This is a genomic window from Ensifer sp. ENS02, from assembly GCF_014851885.1.
Classification (GTDB): domain Bacteria; phylum Pseudomonadota; class Alphaproteobacteria; order Rhizobiales; family Rhizobiaceae; genus Ensifer; species Ensifer adhaerens.
In genome coordinates, this window is sequence record NZ_JACVAO010000023.1 from 74,868 (window position 1) to 95,725 (window position 20,858).

Annotated in this window: 20 protein-coding genes; 9 read left to right on the forward strand and 11 right to left on the reverse strand. The window is 58.4% G+C overall.

Annotation, left to right across the window (positions count from 1 at the left end; translation table 11 throughout):
- Positions 1-3: 3 nt before the first annotated feature.
- Entirely contained in the window at positions 4-2,076 is a 2,073-nt protein-coding gene (locus IB262_RS31845; RefSeq protein ID WP_192494296.1) for a hydantoinase/oxoprolinase family protein, read from the reverse strand.
- Between the two features lie 139 nt (positions 2,077-2,215).
- On the opposite strand from IB262_RS31845, the gene IB262_RS31850 reads away from it, so the two are divergent.
- The gene (locus tag IB262_RS31850) at positions 2,216-2,872 is read left to right on the forward strand and encodes a GntR family transcriptional regulator (protein ID WP_192494297.1); all 657 of its coding nucleotides are present in this window, start codon (positions 2,216-2,218) and stop codon (positions 2,870-2,872) included.
- 398 nt (positions 2,873-3,270) lie between these two features.
- Here the strand turns inward: IB262_RS31850 and IB262_RS31855 are convergent, their stop codons facing one another.
- Genes IB262_RS31855 through IB262_RS31865 form a run of 3 tightly spaced genes read right to left on the reverse strand, consistent with a single transcriptional unit; the run spans position 3,271 to position 9,257 of the window.
- Positions 3,271-4,458: a GIY-YIG nuclease family protein gene (locus tag IB262_RS31855; protein ID WP_192494298.1), complete on the reverse strand. Its 1,188-nt coding sequence runs from the start codon at positions 4,456-4,458 to the stop codon at positions 3,271-3,273.
- The gene (locus IB262_RS31860; protein ID WP_192494299.1) at positions 4,448-6,505 is read right to left on the reverse strand and encodes a DEAD/DEAH box helicase; all 2,058 of its coding nucleotides are present in this window, start codon (positions 6,503-6,505) and stop codon (positions 4,448-4,450) included. The genes IB262_RS31855 and IB262_RS31860 overlap by 11 nt, the downstream gene beginning before the upstream one ends.
- A 4-nt stretch (positions 6,506-6,509) precedes the next feature.
- Entirely contained in the window at positions 6,510-9,257 is a 2,748-nt protein-coding gene (locus IB262_RS31865; RefSeq protein WP_192494300.1) for a class I SAM-dependent DNA methyltransferase, read from the reverse strand.
- Between the two features lie 482 nt (positions 9,258-9,739).
- Here IB262_RS31865 and IB262_RS31870 point away from each other — a divergent pair, with 482 nt between their 5' ends.
- The gene (locus IB262_RS31870; protein ID WP_192494301.1) at positions 9,740-10,555 is read left to right on the forward strand and encodes an NYN domain-containing protein; all 816 of its coding nucleotides are present in this window, start codon (positions 9,740-9,742) and stop codon (positions 10,553-10,555) included.
- Here IB262_RS31870 and IB262_RS31875 read toward each other — a convergent pair.
- On the reverse strand, positions 10,533-10,697 hold the full coding sequence (locus IB262_RS31875) for a hypothetical protein (protein WP_192494302.1): 165 nt from the start codon (positions 10,695-10,697) through the stop codon (positions 10,533-10,535). The two genes, IB262_RS31870 and IB262_RS31875, sit on opposite strands and share 23 nt — an antisense overlap.
- A 551-nt stretch (positions 10,698-11,248) precedes the next feature.
- Between IB262_RS31875 and IB262_RS31880 the strand changes: the two genes are divergently transcribed.
- A complete protein-coding gene (locus tag IB262_RS31880; protein WP_192494322.1) occupies positions 11,249-11,518 on the forward strand; it encodes a hypothetical protein in 270 nt (89 codons plus the stop codon).
- A gap of 65 nt (positions 11,519-11,583) precedes the next feature.
- Here IB262_RS31880 and IB262_RS31885 read toward each other — a convergent pair whose 3' ends face one another.
- The 6 genes from IB262_RS31885 to IB262_RS31910 are packed head-to-tail and all read right to left on the reverse strand — an operon-like array spanning position 11,584 to position 14,847.
- Complete coding sequence (locus IB262_RS31885; RefSeq protein ID WP_192494303.1) at positions 11,584-12,000, reverse strand: hypothetical protein; 417 nt, start codon at positions 11,998-12,000, stop codon at positions 11,584-11,586.
- A 12-nt stretch (positions 12,001-12,012) separates the two neighbouring features.
- Complete coding sequence (locus tag IB262_RS31890; RefSeq protein ID WP_192494304.1) at positions 12,013-12,606, reverse strand: hypothetical protein; 594 nt, start codon at positions 12,604-12,606, stop codon at positions 12,013-12,015.
- Complete coding sequence (locus IB262_RS31895) at positions 12,603-13,013, reverse strand: hypothetical protein (RefSeq protein ID WP_192494305.1); 411 nt, start codon at positions 13,011-13,013, stop codon at positions 12,603-12,605. Before IB262_RS31895 ends, IB262_RS31890 begins: the two co-directional genes overlap by 4 nt.
- Positions 13,014-13,709, reverse strand: coding sequence for a thermonuclease family protein (locus IB262_RS31900; protein ID WP_192494306.1), 696 nt, complete (start codon positions 13,707-13,709; stop codon positions 13,014-13,016).
- Complete coding sequence (locus IB262_RS31905; RefSeq protein ID WP_192494307.1) at positions 13,706-14,242, reverse strand: thermonuclease family protein; 537 nt, start codon at positions 14,240-14,242, stop codon at positions 13,706-13,708. The genes IB262_RS31900 and IB262_RS31905 overlap by 4 nt, the downstream gene beginning before the upstream one ends.
- Positions 14,239-14,847: a hypothetical protein gene (locus IB262_RS31910; RefSeq protein WP_192494308.1), complete on the reverse strand. Its 609-nt coding sequence runs from the start codon at positions 14,845-14,847 to the stop codon at positions 14,239-14,241. Before IB262_RS31910 ends, IB262_RS31905 begins: the two co-directional genes overlap by 4 nt.
- Positions 14,848-15,060: 213 nt before the next feature.
- On the opposite strand from IB262_RS31910, the gene IB262_RS31915 reads away from it, so the two are divergent.
- The 6 genes from IB262_RS31915 to IB262_RS31940 form a co-directional block, all read left to right on the forward strand.
- Entirely contained in the window at positions 15,061-15,966 is a 906-nt protein-coding gene (locus IB262_RS31915) for a lytic transglycosylase domain-containing protein (RefSeq protein WP_246802780.1), read from the forward strand.
- Between the two features lie 11 nt (positions 15,967-15,977).
- A complete protein-coding gene (locus tag IB262_RS31920) occupies positions 15,978-16,325 on the forward strand; it encodes a TrbC/VirB2 family protein (RefSeq protein ID WP_192494310.1) in 348 nt (115 codons plus the stop codon).
- Between the two features lie 2 nt (positions 16,326-16,327).
- Positions 16,328-16,627 carry a VirB3 family type IV secretion system protein gene (locus tag IB262_RS31925; RefSeq protein WP_096771553.1) on the forward strand — a complete coding sequence of 100 codons (300 nt, stop codon included), beginning with the start codon at positions 16,328-16,330 and terminating at the stop codon, positions 16,625-16,627.
- Between the two features lie 2 nt (positions 16,628-16,629).
- Positions 16,630-19,089, forward strand: a complete 2,460-nt coding sequence (locus tag IB262_RS31930) for a VirB4 family type IV secretion/conjugal transfer ATPase (RefSeq protein WP_192494311.1) — start codon at positions 16,630-16,632, stop codon at positions 19,087-19,089.
- Positions 19,086-20,174, forward strand: coding sequence for a lytic transglycosylase domain-containing protein (locus IB262_RS31935; protein WP_192494312.1), 1,089 nt, complete (start codon positions 19,086-19,088; stop codon positions 20,172-20,174). The genes IB262_RS31930 and IB262_RS31935 overlap by 4 nt, the downstream gene beginning before the upstream one ends.
- An 11-nt stretch (positions 20,175-20,185) precedes the next feature.
- Positions 20,186-20,858 (forward strand): type IV secretion system protein (locus IB262_RS31940; RefSeq protein WP_192494313.1); only part of this gene is annotated, 673 nt, incomplete at its 3' end.

Below are 20,858 nucleotides of genomic sequence, written 5' to 3' on the forward strand. Positions count from 1 at the left end.
CCCTCAGACCAATGTGATGATTACGTTGTCATGACGGTCGATGACCGCGCGCTGGCCGTGGAGCACCAGAATTGTCGTGTCCATCTGTTCGACCACGCAGGGGCCCGCGAATTCAACCTCCTGGGGCAGGTCCGTCTTGCGATAGACCGGCGTGCGGTAGGTCTTCAATTCGTTGACCTCCAGTATCTCGCGGTACTCGAAGGGAGTGATGGAGCCGCCCCGGGCCGGCAGGCCGGCGCTGGGCTTTGTGAAAGGCAAGGTTTCAAAGGCCTCAAGTCGGACCGCGGTCATCTGGACCCCTTCGCCATGGACAATGTAGCCGTAGCGCTCTTGGTGCGTGTCCACGAACGCGGCAAGCAGGGCCTCGTACCCACCTTCCGCCGCCCCGGCGCGAACAGGGATCGTGAGTTCGTAGGCCTGTCCGCCATAGCGCAGGTCCACGGCAGCAGAGATGTTCCGCCGCGGCGGCGTGACGTCCTCCTTGTCAAACCATGCGTTGGCCTGTTGCGCGAGTTCGGTGAAATGCTGTGCCAATCCGCCGAACGTTTCCGGCGTCAGTGCGCCGTAGTGGGTCCGGACAAGGTCCATGCGGCGACCACTCGTAAGAAGGCCGACGGCGCACATGACCCCCGGAAACGCGGGAACCACGACTTCCTTGATTTCAAGCTCACGCGCAAGATATCCCGAATGCAGCGGTCCGGCGCCTCCGAACGAAAAGAGCGAGAAGTCGCGCGGATCCAACCCACGCTCCACGGTCATCGCCCGTATGGCGTTGACCATGTTGGCGCTGACGACCTGAAGGATCCCCGCAGCGGCCCGTTGCCAACCCATCCCAAATCGCTCGCCAAGTCTTGCGATTGCCGCGCGGGAGGCATTGGAGTCGATCGGCAGGCGGCCGTTCAGAAGGTGATTCTGATTGAGGATGCCGAGTGCGACATTGGCGTCGGTGACTGTCGGCTCCGTGTTTCCGAGATTGTAGCAGACAGGGCCGGGATTCGCGCCGGCGCTCCGCGGGCCAACCTTGATCAAGCCGTGGTCATCGTAGGAGATCGAGCCACCGCCCGCGCCGACAGCGTGAATATCGATCATGGGCACCTTGATCGGAAAGCCCTCGACATCGGTCATTGGCTTGAAGCGCGGCATGAAGTTGCTGACGATGGAGACGTCTGCTGAGGTGCCGCCCATGTCGAAGGTAATCAGATTTCCGCGGGCGATGCGGCGAGCAATTTCCAACGCCCCCATCACCCCGGCCGACGGCCCCGAGAGTACGGTCCGAACTGGCTGAGAAGCCGCGAGATCCGCGCTGATCAGACCTCCGTTGCTCTGTGTGATCATGATCTGTGAGGGGATCATCTCTCGAAGCTCCCCTTGGAGCTTTTCGATATAGGTTCTCATCAGCGGGCCGAGATAGGAATTCATCACCACGGTCGACGTCCGCTCGTATTCCCGGAATTCAGGTACGATTTCCGACGAAATGGAGATGAAGATATCCGGCAACTCGCGCTCAAGGATCTCCTTCGCGCGTTTCTCATGGATCGGATTGAGGAAGCTGAACAGGAAGCAAATCGCTACCGACTTTACGCCAGACGCGCTGAGCACGGGGATAAGCGCATAAATCTCTTCCTCTGCGAGCGGCGTTAGCACGGAGCCGTCGTACTGGACGCGTTCGGTAACTTCGAAGCGCTGGTCACGGGAGGCCAACGGTTCCGGACGGCCGGTCTGAAGATTGTAGAGTTCGGGTCTGCGCTGCCTGGCGATTTCCAGGACGTCGCGGAAGCCTGCCGTCGTGATCAGCGCGGTTGAAGAGCCTCGGCGTTCAATGAGCGCATTGGTACCCACAGTGGTGCCGTGGCCAAAGAACGTGATGTGGGGCGTGGCGTTGTCGCGCTTCTCTAGCAGCGAAGACATGTTTTCAGCGGCGTTTACGATACCAGCCGAGGGATCGTAGGGCGTACTGCTGACTTTCCAAACGGTGAACTCTCCAGTTCTCTCATCCAGGGCGCATACGTCGGTGAACGTGCCGCCGGAATCGATGCCAATCCGGTAAGAGAAGTGCTTTTGATCAACTACTGACATGATTTACCGACTGTCCTCCCAAATATGGCGTATATCATTGGCGCCAATCGTGGTCTTAAAAATTGATGCTGTCAATGGATTCCTTTTAGGATATTTTCGAACCATGCTTTGAAGTTGAATCGAGAAGGATTTGGAAGTGATGCAAAGCGCCAACAAGGCGAAGTCGAAAAACGAAAACGCTGCGCCTTTGGGTGTGAAGGACCTCGCGCTTCACATCGAGAGAGACATCAACATCGGTCGCGTCAGTCCTGGCGCATGGCTTAAGCAGATCGATTTGGAACGGGCGTACGGCGCTTCGCGGCTAACCATTCGTCAGGCGCTCGAACGGCTTGCGGAAAGAGGGCATGTGGAGCTACTCCCGAACCGTGGCTATCGGGTGAAGGAGTTCGACACGGAGCGCTTCAACAACATCATCAATATTCGCGCCATCCTGGAGGTCGCGGCAGCCGAGTCGGTCGCGGGGCACCTGGACAACGAGAGCATCGCGCGAATGACCAGATCAGCGGAGGATTTTTTGGAATCGGTCAGGAACGGGACGTCGCTCGATCAGGAACAAGCGAACCGGACCTTCCATCGCGAAATGCTTCGTGCCTGCCCAAACCGAGATTTGGTCGATCTGATCTTCGACCTCCGCGATCGCATCCCCGTCGCCGTTCAACGGGAAAGATACAACTTGACGATGCTGCAGCGTTCCGCGGAGGAGCATTTTGAGATGATCGAGTTAATCCGTTTGGGCAAGCGATCGGAGCTAGCATCGCTGGTCCGCAAACATGCGCTAGGATCCTTGCTCAAGTAGGCCGTTTACCACTCCGCAGGGGTTCGGGCACGTGAAGCTCGATCGAATTTGGTAGTCGGTTCATTCACCTTCTTTGCATGATCTGAGCTTGGAATATGGCTCGTGCGTGATCTCTGGCTGCCCGTACGCGAGCGCCCGATACTCCGGGCCCAGTACGTCGTGAGGTTGGGCCACATGATCAACATTCATAATGATATCAATATGTTAGTTCCATAATAGAACTTATGTGATATGCTATACCATTACACCTCGCGCCGACCAATCGGCGCCAAAGCGGTGCCCACCGGTTCGCTTCGGGCCAACACGCGAACGGGCTTTGATTGGACGAGCAAATTCGCGACGTGCGAGATCGCCCGCTGCCATCGCGCAATCACCCGCGAGGACACGAAAGGTCAGCCTTACTGCTCGCGTCGAACCAAACGGGCCGTCTTTGGATCGTAGATGTATTGGGTGATCGTCCCGTCCTTGATGCGTTTCACGGCGTCATCCACCACGAAACGTGGCACCAGGAACCACTCGCGCGGGATAACGGGATTGCCGAACCGATCCTTGATCTCGATGTTGAGACGAGCCGGCTCGAAGACGCGATGGATGAGGTTTTCGAGCTTGGTGCGGTTGATGTTGTAGAGGTCGTAGGTCGCTACGATCTCCACCTCGGCCAAGAGAAAGGTCGGGTCGAGTTTAGCGTTGGCAACTCGCCGGGCTACATCGCCGCCGGTCACGCCGATCTTGTGCAGCACGTCGCGGCTGGCGGCGACGGCTGGATTGTCGGACTTGCTGCGCAGCACATAGATCGTGCCGCTGGCAAGGTCGCCGTCCTCGCTCTCGCCGGAAAACAGCGGCCCCGGCGTGGGGTCGGTGATGCGCCGGCCGGCGTCGTCGCGGTGAAGGGCCCGCTGCAACGAGCGCAACAGAACGTCGCTCTCGGTGCTATTGTCATAGATGACGCGCAGCCGACTGTCGCGGCGTTCATACTCGGTCATGAACTCCTCGCCGACTTCGGCGACATAGGCGATCTGACCGCCGACGATGAAGAACTCACCCTTTTTGATCTCCGCCATCGTCTGGAAGGGCCGTGTCTGGCGTATGCCGGCGTCGAGGTCTTTTCTCACCTGCGCGAACAGCGGTTTGAAGCTGTCGAAATCCTTACAGGGCGTGCGGTTGGCGATTTCCTCGGCCGCGCGCTTGTCGGCGGCGGTGCGGACATGCCGAAGCTCGGTAATGTCGGAGTCACCGCCGATCCCCTGAAGCTCGGCCAGCAATTCCTCGTCGTCTATCGACTGGGCAGGCTCAGCGGCAAGTGGCACCGCGCCGGCGAGGAGGTCCTGCTTGTCGAGCGGAGCGAGAAGCGAACGGCATTCTTGCAGTCCGCGGAGCCGGTCGAGGCGCACCGCATAAAGCCGCTCGAACATGTCGTTGCTCTCGCCATGTCGGGGGGCATGGCCGTGCGTTTTGACGAAATGCTGGATTTCCTCGAAGCCCGCAATAATGCGTTCCTCGCGCGGGCTGCGGCCGCCCTTTTTGTCCTGCGGGGCGTAGTCGGCGAGTTCCGCCGCCAGTTCGTCAAGATCGAGGTCATCCGTCATAGCGGCCTTCCTTCTTGAAGCGCATGAACGCCACAGCCCCTTCGGCCATGCGTCTTTCCCAAGGGTCCTGCGCGTCGAAGGCGGGCAGCCGGCCGCGGTCCTTCTTGAACCGCGAGGCGCGGACGGCAAGCTCTTTCGCTTCCTCCGGCGTCAGGCTGGTGCGCTTGGCAGCAATCACCGCAGCGACCTGCTTCAGGCTGTCCTCGCGCATGGTCTTGGCGAGGATGGCGTAGGCTTCGCCGAACGGATTGATCCGGTCGATGAGGTCGATATCCAGTTCACGCACGTCCATTGCGAATTTGCGCACGCCGTCGATGAGCGCCGTGTTGGCGCTCGGGTGGTCGTCGTCGCCAAGCGCGACCTGCTTGGCTTTCTGTGTGATGTTAAGGGCGGCGATGGCGTGCTGGCGCACCGCCTCCTGATCTTCCTCGTCCAGTTCGGGATACTTGTCCTTGATGATCTTGCCCATGCGCACTTGGGTCAGTTCCTCCGGGATCAGCTCCTCGTCGAACAGTCCGCGCTCGATAGCCGTCTTGTCCTGAACGAAGGCGGCGATGACTTCATTCAGATCCTCGGTGCAGATGCGCGCGGCTTCCTTGCTCTTGGGTTCGGCAAGTCCCTTGATCTCGATGTGGAACTGGCCGGTTTCGTCGTTGAAACCTACATTGGGTTTGTCAGCGCTATAGCCGCCCTCGCCATAGTCGAAGCCCTCAACCGGGCCGCTCTGCGGGTTCTTCGGGGTGAAGTTGAAGCGCGGGGCAAGCACCTGCTCCATTAGAAGGCTCGCAGCGATGGCCTTGAGCGTATCATTGACGGCCTCGGTGACGGCGTCCTCGGACGCGTCAGGTTCGGCGATCAGATTGGTGAAACGGGCGCGGGTCTTGCCGGGCGCGTCGCGCGTGGCGCGACCGATGATCTGCACGATCTCGGTGAGGCTCGACCGATAGCCGACCGTGAGCGCGTGCTCGCACCAAATCCAGTCGAAACCCTCCTTCGCCATGCCGAGCGCGATGATGATATCGACATGGTCGCGATTGTTCTTTTGCGCCGGGTCTTTGAGCGCGGCGGAAACCTTGTCGCGCCTGCCGGCGTCGTCATCGACCAGGTCGGCAATGCGAAGGGTCCGGCCGTCGGGCGTCTTGACCAGCTGAAAGCCGGTGATTGGGTCGGTTCCCTGCCAGTCGCCCAGGGCCTCGATGATGTGCTCCACTTCCTTGATCTTGTCCTTCGTGCTCTCGCGCGAATTGACGCTTGGGATGTGGATGATGGTTTTCTCGGTGGGATCGAGAACGGCGAGAATGTCGTCGGCATAGGAGCCGGAATAGAAGAAATAGCCGATGTCGAGTTGCTTCAGATACTCGTAGCCATTCAGTTGCTCATAATAGGTGTAGGTGACGGTATCAAATCTGGCCTCGTCCTGCGGGGCCAGCACCGGCACGGCGTCGCCCCGGAAATACGAGCCGGTCATGGCGACGACATGCACCTTGTCGCGGGCGATGAACGCGCCAAGGTGCTGGCCGAGCTTGCTGTCGGGATCGGCCGAAACATGGTGGAACTCGTCCACTGCGATCAGCCGGCCGTCGAATTTCTCGACGGCAAACTTGTCCACCGCGAAGCGGAAGGTCGCATGGGTGCAGACCAGCGCCTTGTCGTCGCTGTCGAGGAATGCGCCGAGCGAATTGACCTTGCCGCCATTATCCGAACCAGGCGCGTTGCAGAGATTCCATTTCGGCTCGACCTGCCAGTCAGCCCAGAATCCGAATTTGGTCAGCGGCTCGTCATTGAAACTCGCGCCGATGGATTTTTCCGGCACGACGATGATGGCCTGCTTCAATCCCTGATTGGCAAGCTTGTCGAGGGCGATGAACATAAGCGCGCGGCTCTTGCCGGAAGCCGGCGGCGACTTGATGAGAAGATACTGCTCGCCGCGCCGCTCATAGGCGCGCTCCTGCATCGGCCGCATACCGAGTTCGTTGGCCTTGGTCGATGAGCCGTTGCGGGCATAGGAAACCGAAACGGACGGGATGGATTTCTTTTCGTCGGTCACGCGCTCACCCCGCCCTTTTCTTCGTCGCCGCCGCCCCCGGCGACGCAATCGTTTTGGTGTAAAGATCAAACAGCTTTTCCAGCCGCTCAGTGTCGTTACGGAATCGGCGGCCTATATAAATACGCTCAAGCACTTCGTCGTTGCGCTCGTGCGCTGCGCGCAGATCGGCCGGCATGGCGTCGGGCTCGTAGAGATCGGCGATGGTGGCTGGGAAATGCGCTTCCCGCGTGAGCAGGATGTCCTCAGCGCAGCGAGCCAGGTCAGTCTTGTTTTTTTCAGTCAATGCAGGAATTGGGAAGGTGTGCCAGCCGAGGGTATTGGAGTAGCGGTATCGGGTTTCCAGCTTTCCGCAGACGGTCGCAATCCAAACGAGGTGAATACGGGACGCAAGCACCGAGAGCGCCCACATTGGTGGATCATAAATAGCCATTGCTGCGTCAGAGGCAATGATTTCAGCGCTACTGAATTCGACTGGAAGGTATTCTCTCCTTTCAGAGGATACCCTTGGAACAATAAGTTGATACTTTTTTCCGGTGATTGTGCGCTCGAATCTATGAGGAGTAGCGAGCCCGAGTTTGCCGCGTTCACTGCCATTTGCACGGTAATCTCTAATATTTTCTAGCCTCTCCGCAATAAAAGGAATTTTTTCAGCGTATTCGGCATCATTGTCTTCGATCCAAAGACAGTAACGTACAAGTCCGTTAATGACCTCATTCGATCCCGAAATTCGCCTTACTAATCTTTGTGCGTCGGGAAAACCTTGGAGAAGCTTTTCCTTTTCATCCGCAGTTATCATTAGGTTGCCCTTATCACGCGCGATATTGCCAGCATTCATAAGGGGCAATCCAAAGCGGCTAGCGGAATCCGCCAAAACGGTAATATCTGGGCCATCCACGAGATAACAGTTGATGTTCGACGCAATGCGACGCGTGTTTCCTTCTACTATTATTTTCGATGCATTCGACTTTGATCGGATTCCAATTATACTTACTACAACCCCAGCATTATTTGTGGCGTTATTCGACCACTTAAAATCTCGATCTGCGAGAAAAATTTCAATGCCTTTCGACAGGATACGCGGCCATACTGCCGGAACCTGAACCCCCTGCGATATGGAGTTTGTTGTTACAAACGCCGCCAGTGCATCGGTCGCAATGATAAAGTCAGCCGCTTTCCAGAACCATCCGGCAATATAATCAATTGCTTTGACCTTTTTCCCCACCACAAGCGAAGCGAGTTCTTCCTTTTGTCCCTTCGTCTGGAACTTGTCGCCAAGATACGGCGGGTTTCCGCAAATATAGGTCTGGCCCCCCTCATTCTCGAAATCGATCTCTGCCTGATCGAGCGGCGAACTGAACAGATCATCGCCATGCAATTTCACCCCTGTCCCGGTCGGCGGGCAGATGCCTATCCAGTCGAGGCGCAGGGCATTGCCGCAGGTGATCCAGTTCTGCGCGTCGAGCGGCAGGAAGTCCTGCAAGGCTTCCTTCTGCCCGCGATAGAGCACGTCGCACTGAAACTCCGCGATGATGAGCGCAAGGCGCGCGACCTCGGCCGGAAAGTCGCGCAACTCGATGCCGCGAAAATTGGTCAATGGGATTTCGGTGCGGCGGTCGGCCTCACCGCGCCGCGTGTTGATCTCGGCTTCGATCTCCCGCATGGCCTTGTAGGCGATGACAAGGAAGTTGCCGGAGCCGCAGGCCGGGTCGAACACCCTGATCTTCGCCATGCGATTGCGCAGGTTGAGCAGCTTGCGGGAATTGTCACCCGCTTCCTTAAGCTGCGCCCGCAGGTCGTCGAGGAACAGCGGATTCAAGACTTTCAGGATGTTCGGCACGGACGTGTAGTGCATCCCGAGCGCGCCCCGTTCCTCATCTTCCGCGACCGCCTGGATCATCGACCCGAAGATGTCCGGGTTGATCTTCGTCCAGTCGAGACTGCCGATGTGCAGAAGATAGGAACGGGCGATCTTGCTGAAACGCGGCGTTTCCACGCTGCCGGAAAACAGTTCGCCGTTCACGTAGGGGAAGGCATCGGCCCATCGCGGATTGCCGGCGCATGGCCGGTCCTCCCGCTTCGTGTTCATGGCCCGGAACAACTCGCCGATCACCTCATGGGTGTTGGACGAGTCTTTGGCGCACATCCGGGCGATGGTGTCGGTGAACAGGCCGATGCCGTGAAAGATGTCCGTGCGTTCGGCGAAGAAGCAGAAGATCAGCCGCGCCATGAAATGGTTCATGTCGTGGCGGCGGGAGGCGGTGCCCCAATCGGGGTTGTCTTTCAGAAGCTCGACATACAGCCGGTTCATGCGGCTCGTGGCGCGAATGTCGAAGGAGCTTTCGCGCACCTGCTTGACGGTGGTGATGCCGGCGAGCGGCAGGAAGAAACCGAAATGATCGGGAAAATCGGCATAGGCACAGGCGACGGTTTCGCCGGTTTCCAGGTCTTCGGCCTCGAAGTCAGTGCCGTCGGTGGCAAGAATGAAGCGCGCCTTCGCCCTGGCCGTGGCCGGGCTCGCTTTCAGCGCAGCCAGCGTCTTCGTAACATCGCCGGACGCGGACAGCGCGATGTGGATGTTGTTAGTTTGCAGGACGCCGCCCAGGTCAGACTTGTTCGATGCGCCCGAGCGCAGCCGCTTAATCGTCGTTTCCTTGTTTCCGAACGCTTGCAAGAATGCATACGGAAACTCGCCAGAATCGAACGCCTGCTCAGCGAGAGCTGAGATAGCCTCTTCGATCTCAATGGCGTTCATGCTGCCCCTTCCCCCAATTCACTTCCGGTGCGCACGCGGTCCCCTCGGCCGAATCAGGGAATCTGGTGATCGATCGCCTTGCCCTTGTACGCCGTTCGCCGGTCTGGATGAACAAGATGTACATGTTCCACGTCACCAAACTTGGGGATTGCTAATGCGCTGAGAACAAGCAGCGAGGCTACAGATCGCGCGTGATCTGAAATCGCATGAGCATCTTCGCTTTTTCGTTGCACTTCAAGCCGTCGATTAAACGTCAATCGTGTGCCAATCCAGTAGTCCGGATGCGCTAGATCGATTGGATACCCCGATGTGCATGCGCGCGAGCAAGATTCTCTGTACAGAAAGCCCTCAGGGTTACCGGCGAAAGCCCCGGGGGGATCTATGCGAGCTCATCTAACGTCGCTGACTGCTCACGCCCACACAACGTGTATCAGTCTTCCAGGCCATTGCGACTTTCGCGGTTGACTGGCACAAAGTATTGTATGGCAGCAACTGACAACGCACCCTCCCTTGCATTGCTGATCGATGGCGACAACGCGTCGCCGAAGATCGTCACCGGCTTGCTCGCCGAAATCGCAAATTATGGCGTGGCAAGCGTCAAGCGCATCTATGGCGACTGGACTGGACCGAATCTCAAGGGCTGGAAGGAATGCCTGCTTGAGCATTCCATCCAGCCAATTCAGCAATTCGCCTATACCACCGGAAAGAACGCCACCGACGGCGCGATGATCATCGATGCCATGGACCTTCTCTATACCGGCCGCTTCTCCGGCTTTTGCATCGTATCCAGCGACAGTGACTTTGCCAGGCTCGCCGCACGCCTCCGGGAACACCGCGTCACCGTCTATGGCTTCGGAGAGCGAAAGACCCCTCGCCCGTTCATCACCGCCTGCGACAAGTTCGTCTATTTTGATGTTCTCAATGCGACCACGACCGAAGCGCCAGAGCCAATCACGCAAAGGCAGGTTCACCGAAAGGCTATTGCCGAAGCAGCGCCGGTCGCCGGCAGGCCATCGCATGTAAAGCCGGCGCTGGACAAAGCTGCTCTCGACATGCTGGCCAAGGCAGTAACCGCCTCGGCCGATGAAGACGGGCGGGCAAATCTTGCCCGGGTCGGCGCGCATCTGGCAAAGCAAGCGCCGGATTTCGACGCCCGCAATTACGGCTTTCCTCGCCTCAGCGATCTCGTCGAAGCGTCCGGTATCGTCGATGTTGAACGCGCGGGAGAAAACCCGACAATTGTCACCGTGACACTCAGGAAAGATCGAGAGCCGCCTAGTGAGGCGGCTCGGCGCTGATCAGCGCGTCGAATGCCGCCTCCTCCTGCTGATTTTGCGCGATAGCCTGCTCCAGCTCGGCCGCGATCTGCTGACGCTCGCCGGCGTCGATCGATGCTGCCAACTCGGCACGAAGCTGCTGAATGTGGTCGTAAGTAGTCATCGTCATCTCCTCTGATTGAAAACAGAGGCTCGCCCCCGAGATGAGGGGCTTGGGTCAATGACCGCCACGGCGGTCCGAAGGGCAGATGGGGGAGCCGATTTTGTCGCTTGCGGCAAAATTGGGGGCAACCGTCTGTCATTGATGCAAGCCCATCAGCTCGGTACGCTCGGCTTATCTTAAGTAGAGAGAGAAAATACCTCTCCGTGTGGCACCGAATTTGGGCCGAAGGCCAATAGATTCAACTCACTAAGAGGGGAGAAAGAGCGCTGCCCTCTCTCCCCCACAAGCGCTAAACCGGTCTCCCCATGCTTCGGCCGATGGCCTGCAGCACCGGCCGGCTGCGCCGATCGGCCCTTTGGGTGGGTGATCCCCCTCCGGTTTAGCGCTTGTCCCCCTCTCTTCCGCTGCTCCGCGCGAACTCGGGGAGCAGGAGCGGGGCTCCTGCCCTCCCTTCCGATTTGGGAGGCCAAGGAGTGGCCGTGGAACCTGGGATTGAGGTTGCTATGACGGAAGAGAGCAGGGCGGAAACTGCGGTTTCCCTTGGTGAGTTGATGAATCGACATATCGCGGCGCAACTGGCGACCGCGGATGCCGTTCGTGCATGGGATGAGCGCAGGGCGGCTAGGGAGGTTACGAGCGTCGTATATGTGAACGGGCTGCTGGACGTGGCGCGGCACGAAGAAGCCGCCAGGCTGGCGATCGTCAATCACAGGCCGCACGACGATGTGGAATCCAGACTGAAGCTGACCTATATGGCGGCTTACCTGATCGCGACACGTGGCACTCTGACCGCCAATGAGATGGATTCGGTCTTGGAGTAGGGCAGCTTCTGTCGCCCTTCGAGATCTGCGAAGCGAAAAGCCCGCACAAGGCGGGCTTTCTATGATTAGTTGATTGTCGCGATCCACTCGCCAGATGCTGATTTGGCAAAGCCGACAATCCGTTCGATGGGCTGTGCCTCAGGCGACATTTTGACTGAGGTCATGCAGGCGACGCCTGGGCCTGAACCGGCCTTGTCACATTGCCCGAGCGCCACGGAAATTTCCGGCAGATCGTTTCTGTCCCAAACGAGGGGAGACGCCGCGTGAGCTTTGCGGTAGGCCGCGGTTGCTTCGGCCTCCGTCGGCGCTTCGACTGTTGGGATCGGGCAAAGTGACGGATCAGCGGAGATAGCCGCGACCAATTCGGCCTTCGAAATGGCCTGAGTCTCCACCATGGGCTCTGAAGTCGCAAGATACGTGCCGCCAGCGCCGGTCACGAGGCCGACGGTTGCTGCGACCGCCAAAAGGATATTCTGGTTCATAAGGGTTCCTCTTTAAGTCCGGAGATTAAACCAGAAGCGCTCTTTGACGCCCTTGTCATTTGGAATGTCGAAATACCAGGGATTCGGGCGCCGCGGCCGGGGAGACGTTACCTTCACCTTGCAACCGTTGTTGTTGTCTCGATACCCGAAATCATCATCATTTCTGCCGCTGCGAAGGATTTCCAAGGTGATCCGATTGCTGTCGTTGGCCTCTGCATCACCATAGAGGCGGTCGTACTCGTCGCGGCCTTCGCATCTGTCCACGATGCGGACGCACTGGTCATTTTCATCCCGCCTGAAGACACGGTCATCTCCATTGCTGCTAGAGGCGGGTCGAGAGCCGGCAGGGCATTCCTCAAACTCTTCGCGGCCCGGTTCCCCGGCTTTAGCCTGCTGGCAGATGGGCCAATCGAACCCCGGCTTTGACATTGCGCGGATCAGCTTCTTCATCGGCGGAACGCAATAGGGGACGCCATGCCAGGACGGGTTTTGGGACGCGGCACAAAGTAGAATCTGGCAGCCCCACTCGGCGTCTTGCGCCTTTGCCCCCATAGGGGCGATTGCGATCACAGCAAGACCGGTGGCGGCATAAAGCAGACGTTTCATGTCAGATGGTCCTCATTGATGGTTGCGGCTGGAGAGGCCCGACCGACCAAAAGCTTGTCGATCGGAGCGACATGTTGCACCCGTTCCCCGGCCGCGTAGATGACGGCTGCGATGAGCGCGAAGGCTGAGAACCAGAAGATCCCGATCCGAAAGAGAAGCGGCTGATTGGGGATGTCCCGGCAGAGCGGCGGAAAGGCGAACAGACCGACCAGGAAGCAGTCGAGCGCTAGATGACGTTGATCGAGAAAGAGGATGGAAACGATCAGGAGCGCCGCGGCCAACGGTGCATGAACCCACCAGATTTTTTCCGAAACGACGATCAGCGCGAACGACAGCGGAATGGCGAGCAGCAGGCTCGCCAGCGGATCCGTTGCGAACGAATTCGCAATATGAGCGAAGTCGGGCAACTATCGGTCTGTCCTCTTAGGCTTCTTGCGAGCATCGATGAAGGGAGGTGAAATCTCGCTTTCACGCTCGGCGAGGAGGTTGGCATCGGCGATCGGCTGGCGCCCTAACGTCTTGTCCACCGCCTTGCGTCGCCATTCGTTCATGTCGAGAACATAGGTGGCCCACATGCCATAACGGGCCGCCATTGCGTGCCGCTGATAGGCTAGGTACTGGCTGTTGTAGGAGTAAGGGGACGCGACGCGCGCCCAGCCGACGCGAAGCATTTCCGCCGCAATGTCGCGCCCGGCTGATGTGCAACGCGCCTGCGGGATTCCGTCATTGCCGTAGGCTACGACGCTGCATTCGACAGGCTTGTTACCTACCGTCCTTTTGAGCCAGGCTTTGGCGAGCGGGCCGCAAGGGACGGGGGAAGGTGCCTTCTGCCGTTGGCGGTTTCCCCATTTCGGATCAAGGGCCCATTGCGGGAGTTCGCACGCGTCGACGTCGACGAGGCGAACGCGCTGCCCATATTGAGGATACCATAGGGTTCGGCCATCCATGACCGCAACCCGCCCTTTGTAGATCGGATATACAGGAGCTCCGGACCAATCCTGCTGCTGCCCGATCGTCGCGGGCGTATTCTTGACCAGATCGGCCGCCGTAGCCGGTTGGACGATCGCAGCAAGAACCGCGGCTGCGGACAGGTATCGCTTCATTGGTTTGCCTTCTTGTTTCGTGCATTCACCTCGCGGCTCAGGAGAATGGCCGGGTGCTGCACGTCTTCGAACTGCCAGAGGCCGGCCCGCTTATCGCGAGCAAGTTGTTCGGCCACGGCATAGGGGACGTGATATGGCATGCCCTCCCCGTTGAGGGCTGCGAAGGCGTATCCGCTGGTGATCAGGACGTTCGCCAGGTCGAGCCGTTGTTTTCCGATGGTGGCGTAGCAGACGACGTAGGCGGTATCATCCTTCTTCGCCACAGGTGCGCAAACGGGTTTGGTGTCCTTGATATAGGCCGCGAGCACGGCAAGGGACGCCTCGCCGCAATCGCGTATCTGCCCGTGCTTGTCGGTATAAGAGGTGCCCCGCAAACACGACTGAACGCCGTAGAGCCGGAAGCGCTTGCCCTCCGAAATCCACGTATCACCGGTCTCCAGTGTGACGCCTGGCAATAGATCGAAATATCCGGTCGGCGCAGCTGCGGCGGCTGATGGCAGAAGCGCCGAAAGAAGGAAAAGAGCCTTTCTCATTGGCCCTTGATCCTCGGATCAGCCCACATTCCGAAAGAGCCCTTTTGGCCAATCTCCTCGGCCTTGGCGAGGTCCGGGCGGACAGGGGTTCCGTCTGGCTTCTTGGCAAGGCGGAGTGCGCCGAGCGATAAAAGCTGCTCTTCAAACATATCGACGGAATCGAGACTGCCGGGAAAATTGTAGTAGCCGTAACAAGTCGCGTTCTGAACCGGCGCACCTTGCTCGCTCACGAAGGCACGGCAAAAGACGACCTTCGGGTTCTGCAGCATGATTTGAAGCTGCTGCTGCGCAAAGTCGGTGCAGTTCCCGGCGAAGTCTTCACTGCGATTTACCATCTCGCCTTTGCAAGGCTCGAGCCCGTAAAGGTGCAGCGTCGTTTTCTCGTCAACGCGGAAGTCGGTCGGCGACACGGCTTTGAAGCCGGCCGTTGTTGCATAGCCCTTGCGGTCGGCGACTTTGCCACCCCCGTCATAGTACTCGATTACCAGCACGGTCTTGCCCGGTGCTGCCAGGGATTTGATGTAGCCCTTGTTGATGTCCGTAGCGGACAAGGCGGGCGTTGCCATAACGCAACCTAAGAGTGCAGCAATGATGATCCGTTTCATTTTCTAGCCCTTACCCATATTGCTTCCGTCTGCGCCCCCGCGAAAAGGGGTTTAAGTGTGCAGCAAAAAAGTGTATCGCTGAACCAAATCGATGTCACGCGTTCACCAACTTAATCAGTTTTCGTGTCAATCACAACACCGCAAGTTTGGCGGGGACCGATGGAAAAAAGGGCTAGAATTGCAGGCAGTTCGGGCAAGACCGCGTTGGCGGGGATGGCCCTTTTGACCGTGATCCTGGGCGGGATTTGTCACGCCCAAGACGGTCATAAAGAGGGAAATATCATAGACAATAAAAGCACTTGGCAGGGACGCAGCAATTCTGAGCTTGCAACGAACTTTGAGGAACGGTGGCATGGCTCCGAAAAGGAGTTCGTCCTTGGCACCGATGGCGTCGTAAAGCAGACGGACAGCGCGGACGAAAACCTCCAAGAATTTGGGGGTTCGAATCAATTTGATGCGGCTTTTGGTTATTCCGCCGCTACCATTGATGCAGCGCTCGATACTGATAAAGCGCAACTTCCGACGGGCTCAATAACGCAAATTGGCGCAAATCGACAGGCTAGAAGCAGCACCAATGACGTGCATGAATGTGGTCCGTCTCCGCTCAACGCCGAAGAAATTAAGTCTATGGTTGTGCAGACAGCGCGGAAGTACAGCGTCGATGAAGCCTTCGCGACGGCCATTGCCTGGGCCGAGAGCGGCTTTGATCAAAGCCGCAACTCTCCCAAGGGTGCGCGCGGGCCGATGCAGCTCATGCCGGCCACGGCCGCACGCTTTGGCGTCAAGGATGTCTGTGATCCGACGCAGAACATTGAGGGCGGCATGAAGTACCTGCGGGTGCTTCTGGACGAGTTTCAAAACCCCCTCCTTGTCGCCGCCGCCTACAACAGCGGCGAACAGCGGATCTACGAACACGGCGGCATCCCGCCCTTCCAGGAAACAGTCGGGTACGTCGCTAAGGTCGTGAACTATCAGCTCGGCCTGCCTATGCCGGCGGCAGGAAGCAAATCGAGAAAGGCCGCTGACCGGGCGGTCTTGGATGCGGGTGACAGCGGGGACGCTGGTGTCATCGCTGTGAAAAAGACCGGCGCGTTTGTCGGCGGTGTGATGCACTTTTGAAGGAGAGAAGTATGCAGATTTCAATGCAAACGGGGAAGTCTCAGGCCGTAAAGCTTGCGGCCCTGTTCGGTCTCGTGGCCGCTATCCAGGTTGTTGGTGCGGACGTCGCCTTTGCGCAGGCTACCGGAGGAGGCGCCTTTGCGCCGCTTCAAACCGCCGTCCAAATGATCGTCGATTTCATCACCGGCCCCTTCGGCCGCCTGATGGCGATCATTGCCGTCATCGGCCTTGGCTTTCTTGCATTCGCCGGACGCCTTTCGTGGTTCACGGCGGGCGCGGTCGTGATCGGCATTGGCCTTGTGTTCGGTGCGCCGGCGATCGTTGACCAGATGATTTCGTCAGTCGGCGGCGGCAACTGATCATGAGCGAATTTCAGGACGAAAAGCCATCTCTGACGCCGTTGGTGATCGGGTTAACCCGGTCCCCAACACTATGGGGTGTGCCGTACATGGCAGTGGTGCTGATCGTCGGCATCACCATCATTGGCTGGCTGGCAACGAACCATCTTCTGGCGTTGCTCATCGCGCCGGTCGCCTACCTTGTCCTGTTCTCGCTCTGCACCTGGGACAACAAGATCCTCGACGTGCTGCAGGTGACGTCTCGCAAGACGCCGCGCACTCCCAACAAGCGCTTTTGGGGCACCAACTCTTACGGACCGTAACCATGCTGAAAGTCGTCAAAGAAGAGCTTGGGTTTGGCCGGGTCGCTGGAAATGAGCGGCCCATGTCGACTCATATCCCGTATCTACGCCACGTCTCGGATACGGTGATCGGGCTGGAGAACGGCTCACTCTTGAGCGTCATCAAACTGGACGGCCTGTTCTTCCAGACGGAGGACCAGGCTGAGCTCAACATGCGCTCGGTCGTGCAAAACACGATGATACGAGCACTGGGGTCCAGCCGCTATTCACTTTGGTCTACCGTGATCCGCCGAGAGGTCGAGACGGAAATCGGCGGCGCGTATGATGAATCATTTTGCGACCTTTTGAACAAGCGCTACATGGAGCAACTGCGCCATAAGCGCATGTTCACGAACGAAATTTACCTGACTATCGTGCGCTCCGGCATGCGGGGAGCACTTGGCGTCGGCGACACGCTGAAGAGGATCTTCGACAAGACAAACAAGGACGCTCGGGTCCAGCAAACGCGCGAAGATGTCACGGAGCTCGAAGAGCTGATCGGCAACATAGTGCGTGATCTGCACAAGTATGGAGCCCGGGCGCTCGGCATTACCTATCGTCGCAGGAACGACGACGAGGCCAAGATTGAAGGGCAGGAGGAAAAGGAAAGAGGCGACCCCTATTCCGAGCCCTGCGAATTCTTCAATACGATCCTGACCTGCGGCGTGCCCCGCAAAATGCGCCTGCCCCGCATGGGAATCCGCAATTACGTCGGCGCCTCACGACTGCATTTCAGCAAGCGAACCATGCAGGCTCAAGCGGCGGTCGACGAAGACAGCCGCTTTGGGGCGCTGTTATCGATCAAGGAATATCCGCCCTTTACCGGCCCGGGCATGCTCGACGGCCTGTTACAGGTGAACCACGAATTCATCCTGACGCAATCCTTCACGGTCGCCGACAAGCCAATGGCGCAAGAGCGCATCAGCCGCCTCCAGCGGCAAATCCGGGCATCGGACGAATCCGGCAGTTCGGTCGAGCAGGATATCGACTTTGCACTCAATAGCCTGATGAACCAGGAAGCCGTGTTCGGTTTCCACCATCTCTCGCTATTGTGCCTCTCCCGCGATCTGCACGGCATAAGCCGCACGGTTTCCGAACTCGGCGCCTGCCTCACGGACATGAACATCAACTGGCTTCGCGAGGATCTGAACCTCGAAGCCGCGTTTTGGGCACAGCTTCCCGGCAACCACAGCTACATCGCCCGCAAGGCGATGCTCTCAAGCGCGAATTTCTCCGGTCTCTCGTCGATGCACAATTTCGCGACAGGACAGGCGGATCGCATCCATTGGGGACTTCCGATCACGATTCTAGAAACCACGTCGCAAACGCCGTACTGGTTTAACTTCCATCGCCGCGACATCGGCCACTTCCTCGTCACCGGCCCGACGGGTTCTGGTAAGACGGTCGCATTGACGTTCCTGCTGGCGCAGGCGATGCGTGTTTCACCCACGCCGAAGGCCGTATTCTTCGACAAGGATCGCGGCGCGGAGATCTTTGTAAGGGCGATCGGCGGCTCCTATGAGGTGCTGTCGCCGGGGACGCCAACCGGCTTCAACCCGCTTCAGCTCGATAACACCGGGCCCAATCGCGAATTTTTGCTGCGCCTTCTGAAGGCAATGCTGCGATCCGGCGATCGCAGCGACTTCACCCAGGAAGACGAAGACACGCTTGAAAGGGCGATCGTCCGTCTGATGCAGGAACCTGCGGCGGAGCGCAATTTGCCAAATCTCGCCGGCCTGCTGGTGGGTCGGTCACGGGCAGACGCCAATGACCTTCACGCTCGCCTTCGCCCTTGGATTGATGGCGAAAAGGCGTGGCTTTTCAATGCACAGCATGACGTCCTCTCCTTCTCAGGCCGCAGCGTCTTCGGATTCGACATGACGAGCATTCTCGGTAACGAGGATCTTCGCACGCCGGCGCTGATGTACCTCTATCACCGCCTGGACGAGCTGCTGGACGGCAACCCGGTCATGTTCTTCATGGACGAGGGCTGGCAGCTCCTAATGGACGAGACCTTTTCGGCCTTCATCGTCGACAAAATGAAGACCATCCGTAAGCTCAACGGTATTGTCGGTTTCGGCACTCAGTCCGCCGCGGATATCGCCAAGGCAAAAGCCTCGCATACGCTCATCGAGCAATCGGCGACCAATATTCATTTCCCGAACCCTCGGGCCGACGAAGACAGCTACATCAAGCGTTTCGGCCTGACGGTGAAGGAGTTCAACTTCATCAAGAACACCCCGCCCGAAAAGCGAACTTTCCTGATCAAGCACGGAAATGACTCGGTCATCGCCCGGCTCGATCTCTCCACCATGCCCGATCTCGTGAAGGTGCTTTCCGGGCGAAAGGAGACAGTCGAGGAGTGCGCGGCGCTTCGGGCAAAATATGGCGACGAGCCCGAAAATTGGCTGGCTGAATTTTGCGGATGGGAGAAAGCCGAATGAGGAAAAGTCCTACTTTAGGGGTTATCTCTGCGCTGTGGCTCGGTGTTTCCGGACCGGCACTCTCTCAGGTGCCAGTGATCGACGGGAAGGTGCTCGAGACCGACACGAAACGCGACGCGACAACCACCGAAATCGAGAAGACGGATAGCGACCGTCATACGGTCAGCAAAAGCGTCACTTGCTCGATGTATCGTCCCGGGCGAGGCGGCGATCCAGCCTCAGCAGCGACGGCCAATCCGGAAATTACCGGCTTGGTCAAGCGCGTAGCTCAGGAGGAAGGCGTCGATGAAAAACTCTTCATGGCGCTCGTCTACCAGGAAAGCCGCTTCAATCCGTGTGCGAAGTCGCCGGTCGGTGCGATCGGGCTCTCTCAGCTCATGCCGGGTACGGCAAAAGACCTCGGCGTCGATCCCCACAATGTCGAAGACAATCTTCGGGGCGGTGCGCGTTACCTGAAACAGCAACTTCGCCGCTTCAACGGCAACACCAATCTGGCCCTGGCCGCTTATAATGCGGGGCCGGGCAATGTTCAGAAGTACGGCGGCATTCCACCATTTAAGGAGACACAAGGGTATGTGGCGAACATCACCCAAAAGTGGCTCCCGGCCTTCGGCGGTTCCGACGTTGCAAACATCCCGGTGAATTATGGCGGTGGATCGACGGCCTTTACCGGCATGCGGGATTCCACCATCAACTCGATGGCGACGTCTCAGGCGATTGGGGAAGGAAGCGGCAACGTGGCGTCCTGGATGCAGCAGCTGGGCGCAATGTCCAGCGGCACTATCCAGGATAGTTGGGATCACAATTCCGGTGCCCGCAATGCCAATCTCGAAATGATGAACCAGGTCATCCGCCTCGGCACGACGATGGCGGACCTTATGAACTCGCGTAACGCGGTTGATCTCAGCGGCCTGTCCGGATCGTCACGCACGAGCGATTTCAAGGATGACGACGACAAGGACGATCGCGAAACGACAGGCATTTGCGATGACCGCGCAGGCTTGGAATGGAGCCCGGCTGAGAAAGCTTGCGTCCAAAAGCGGGAACGCGAGGACAACGTAGAACTGATGTTGAACGCTCAATGAGGAGAACTGCCATGAAACGTTTGATTTTGACGGCGTATTCGGTGGCCGCCCTTGCGTCCTCGGCTTTGGCGCAGGTCCCGGTGATCGACGGCGCCAATCTTGAGATTGCACAGAGAACGTCGAAGACGACCGATGATATTCTCGGCACCAACAAGGAAGTCCTGAAAACGGTCCAAGAGACCCTTCAAGCGGTCACCGGTGATCGCGGCAGCGATGCCAACCAGATGCAGAATCTTGCCGTCGGCAATGGATTTAGCGTCTCCCAAATGCCGTCGTTCGATAGCCTTATGTCCGGCGGCGTTCCGAACTTCGGCAGTATGGGCGGTGATGTCTCCAAAGTCGCAACGACCTTCATCAACGGGTTGCAACTGGTGAAAAATCTGTCCGGCCAAGCGGGCAGCTCCTTTTCGGGCGACAAGTCCTACGAGGAGATGGTGAACACCGTTCTTGGTGTTGCCGCCCTGGTGACGGGTTCTCAGCAGGCCGTCCAGACCCGCCGTACCTCTTTTGAGCAGGCAGGCGCAAATATCGGCCAGGCCAAGGACATCAAGGGCTCGATCGACCAGAACACACAGCTTCAGGTGCAAGCCGGGCTGACGATCAATGAACTGATCGGCGTGATGAATGGTGCCGTGTCGTCTCTCCAGGCCGACAACCAAAGGCGCTTGACCGACATCTCCAACT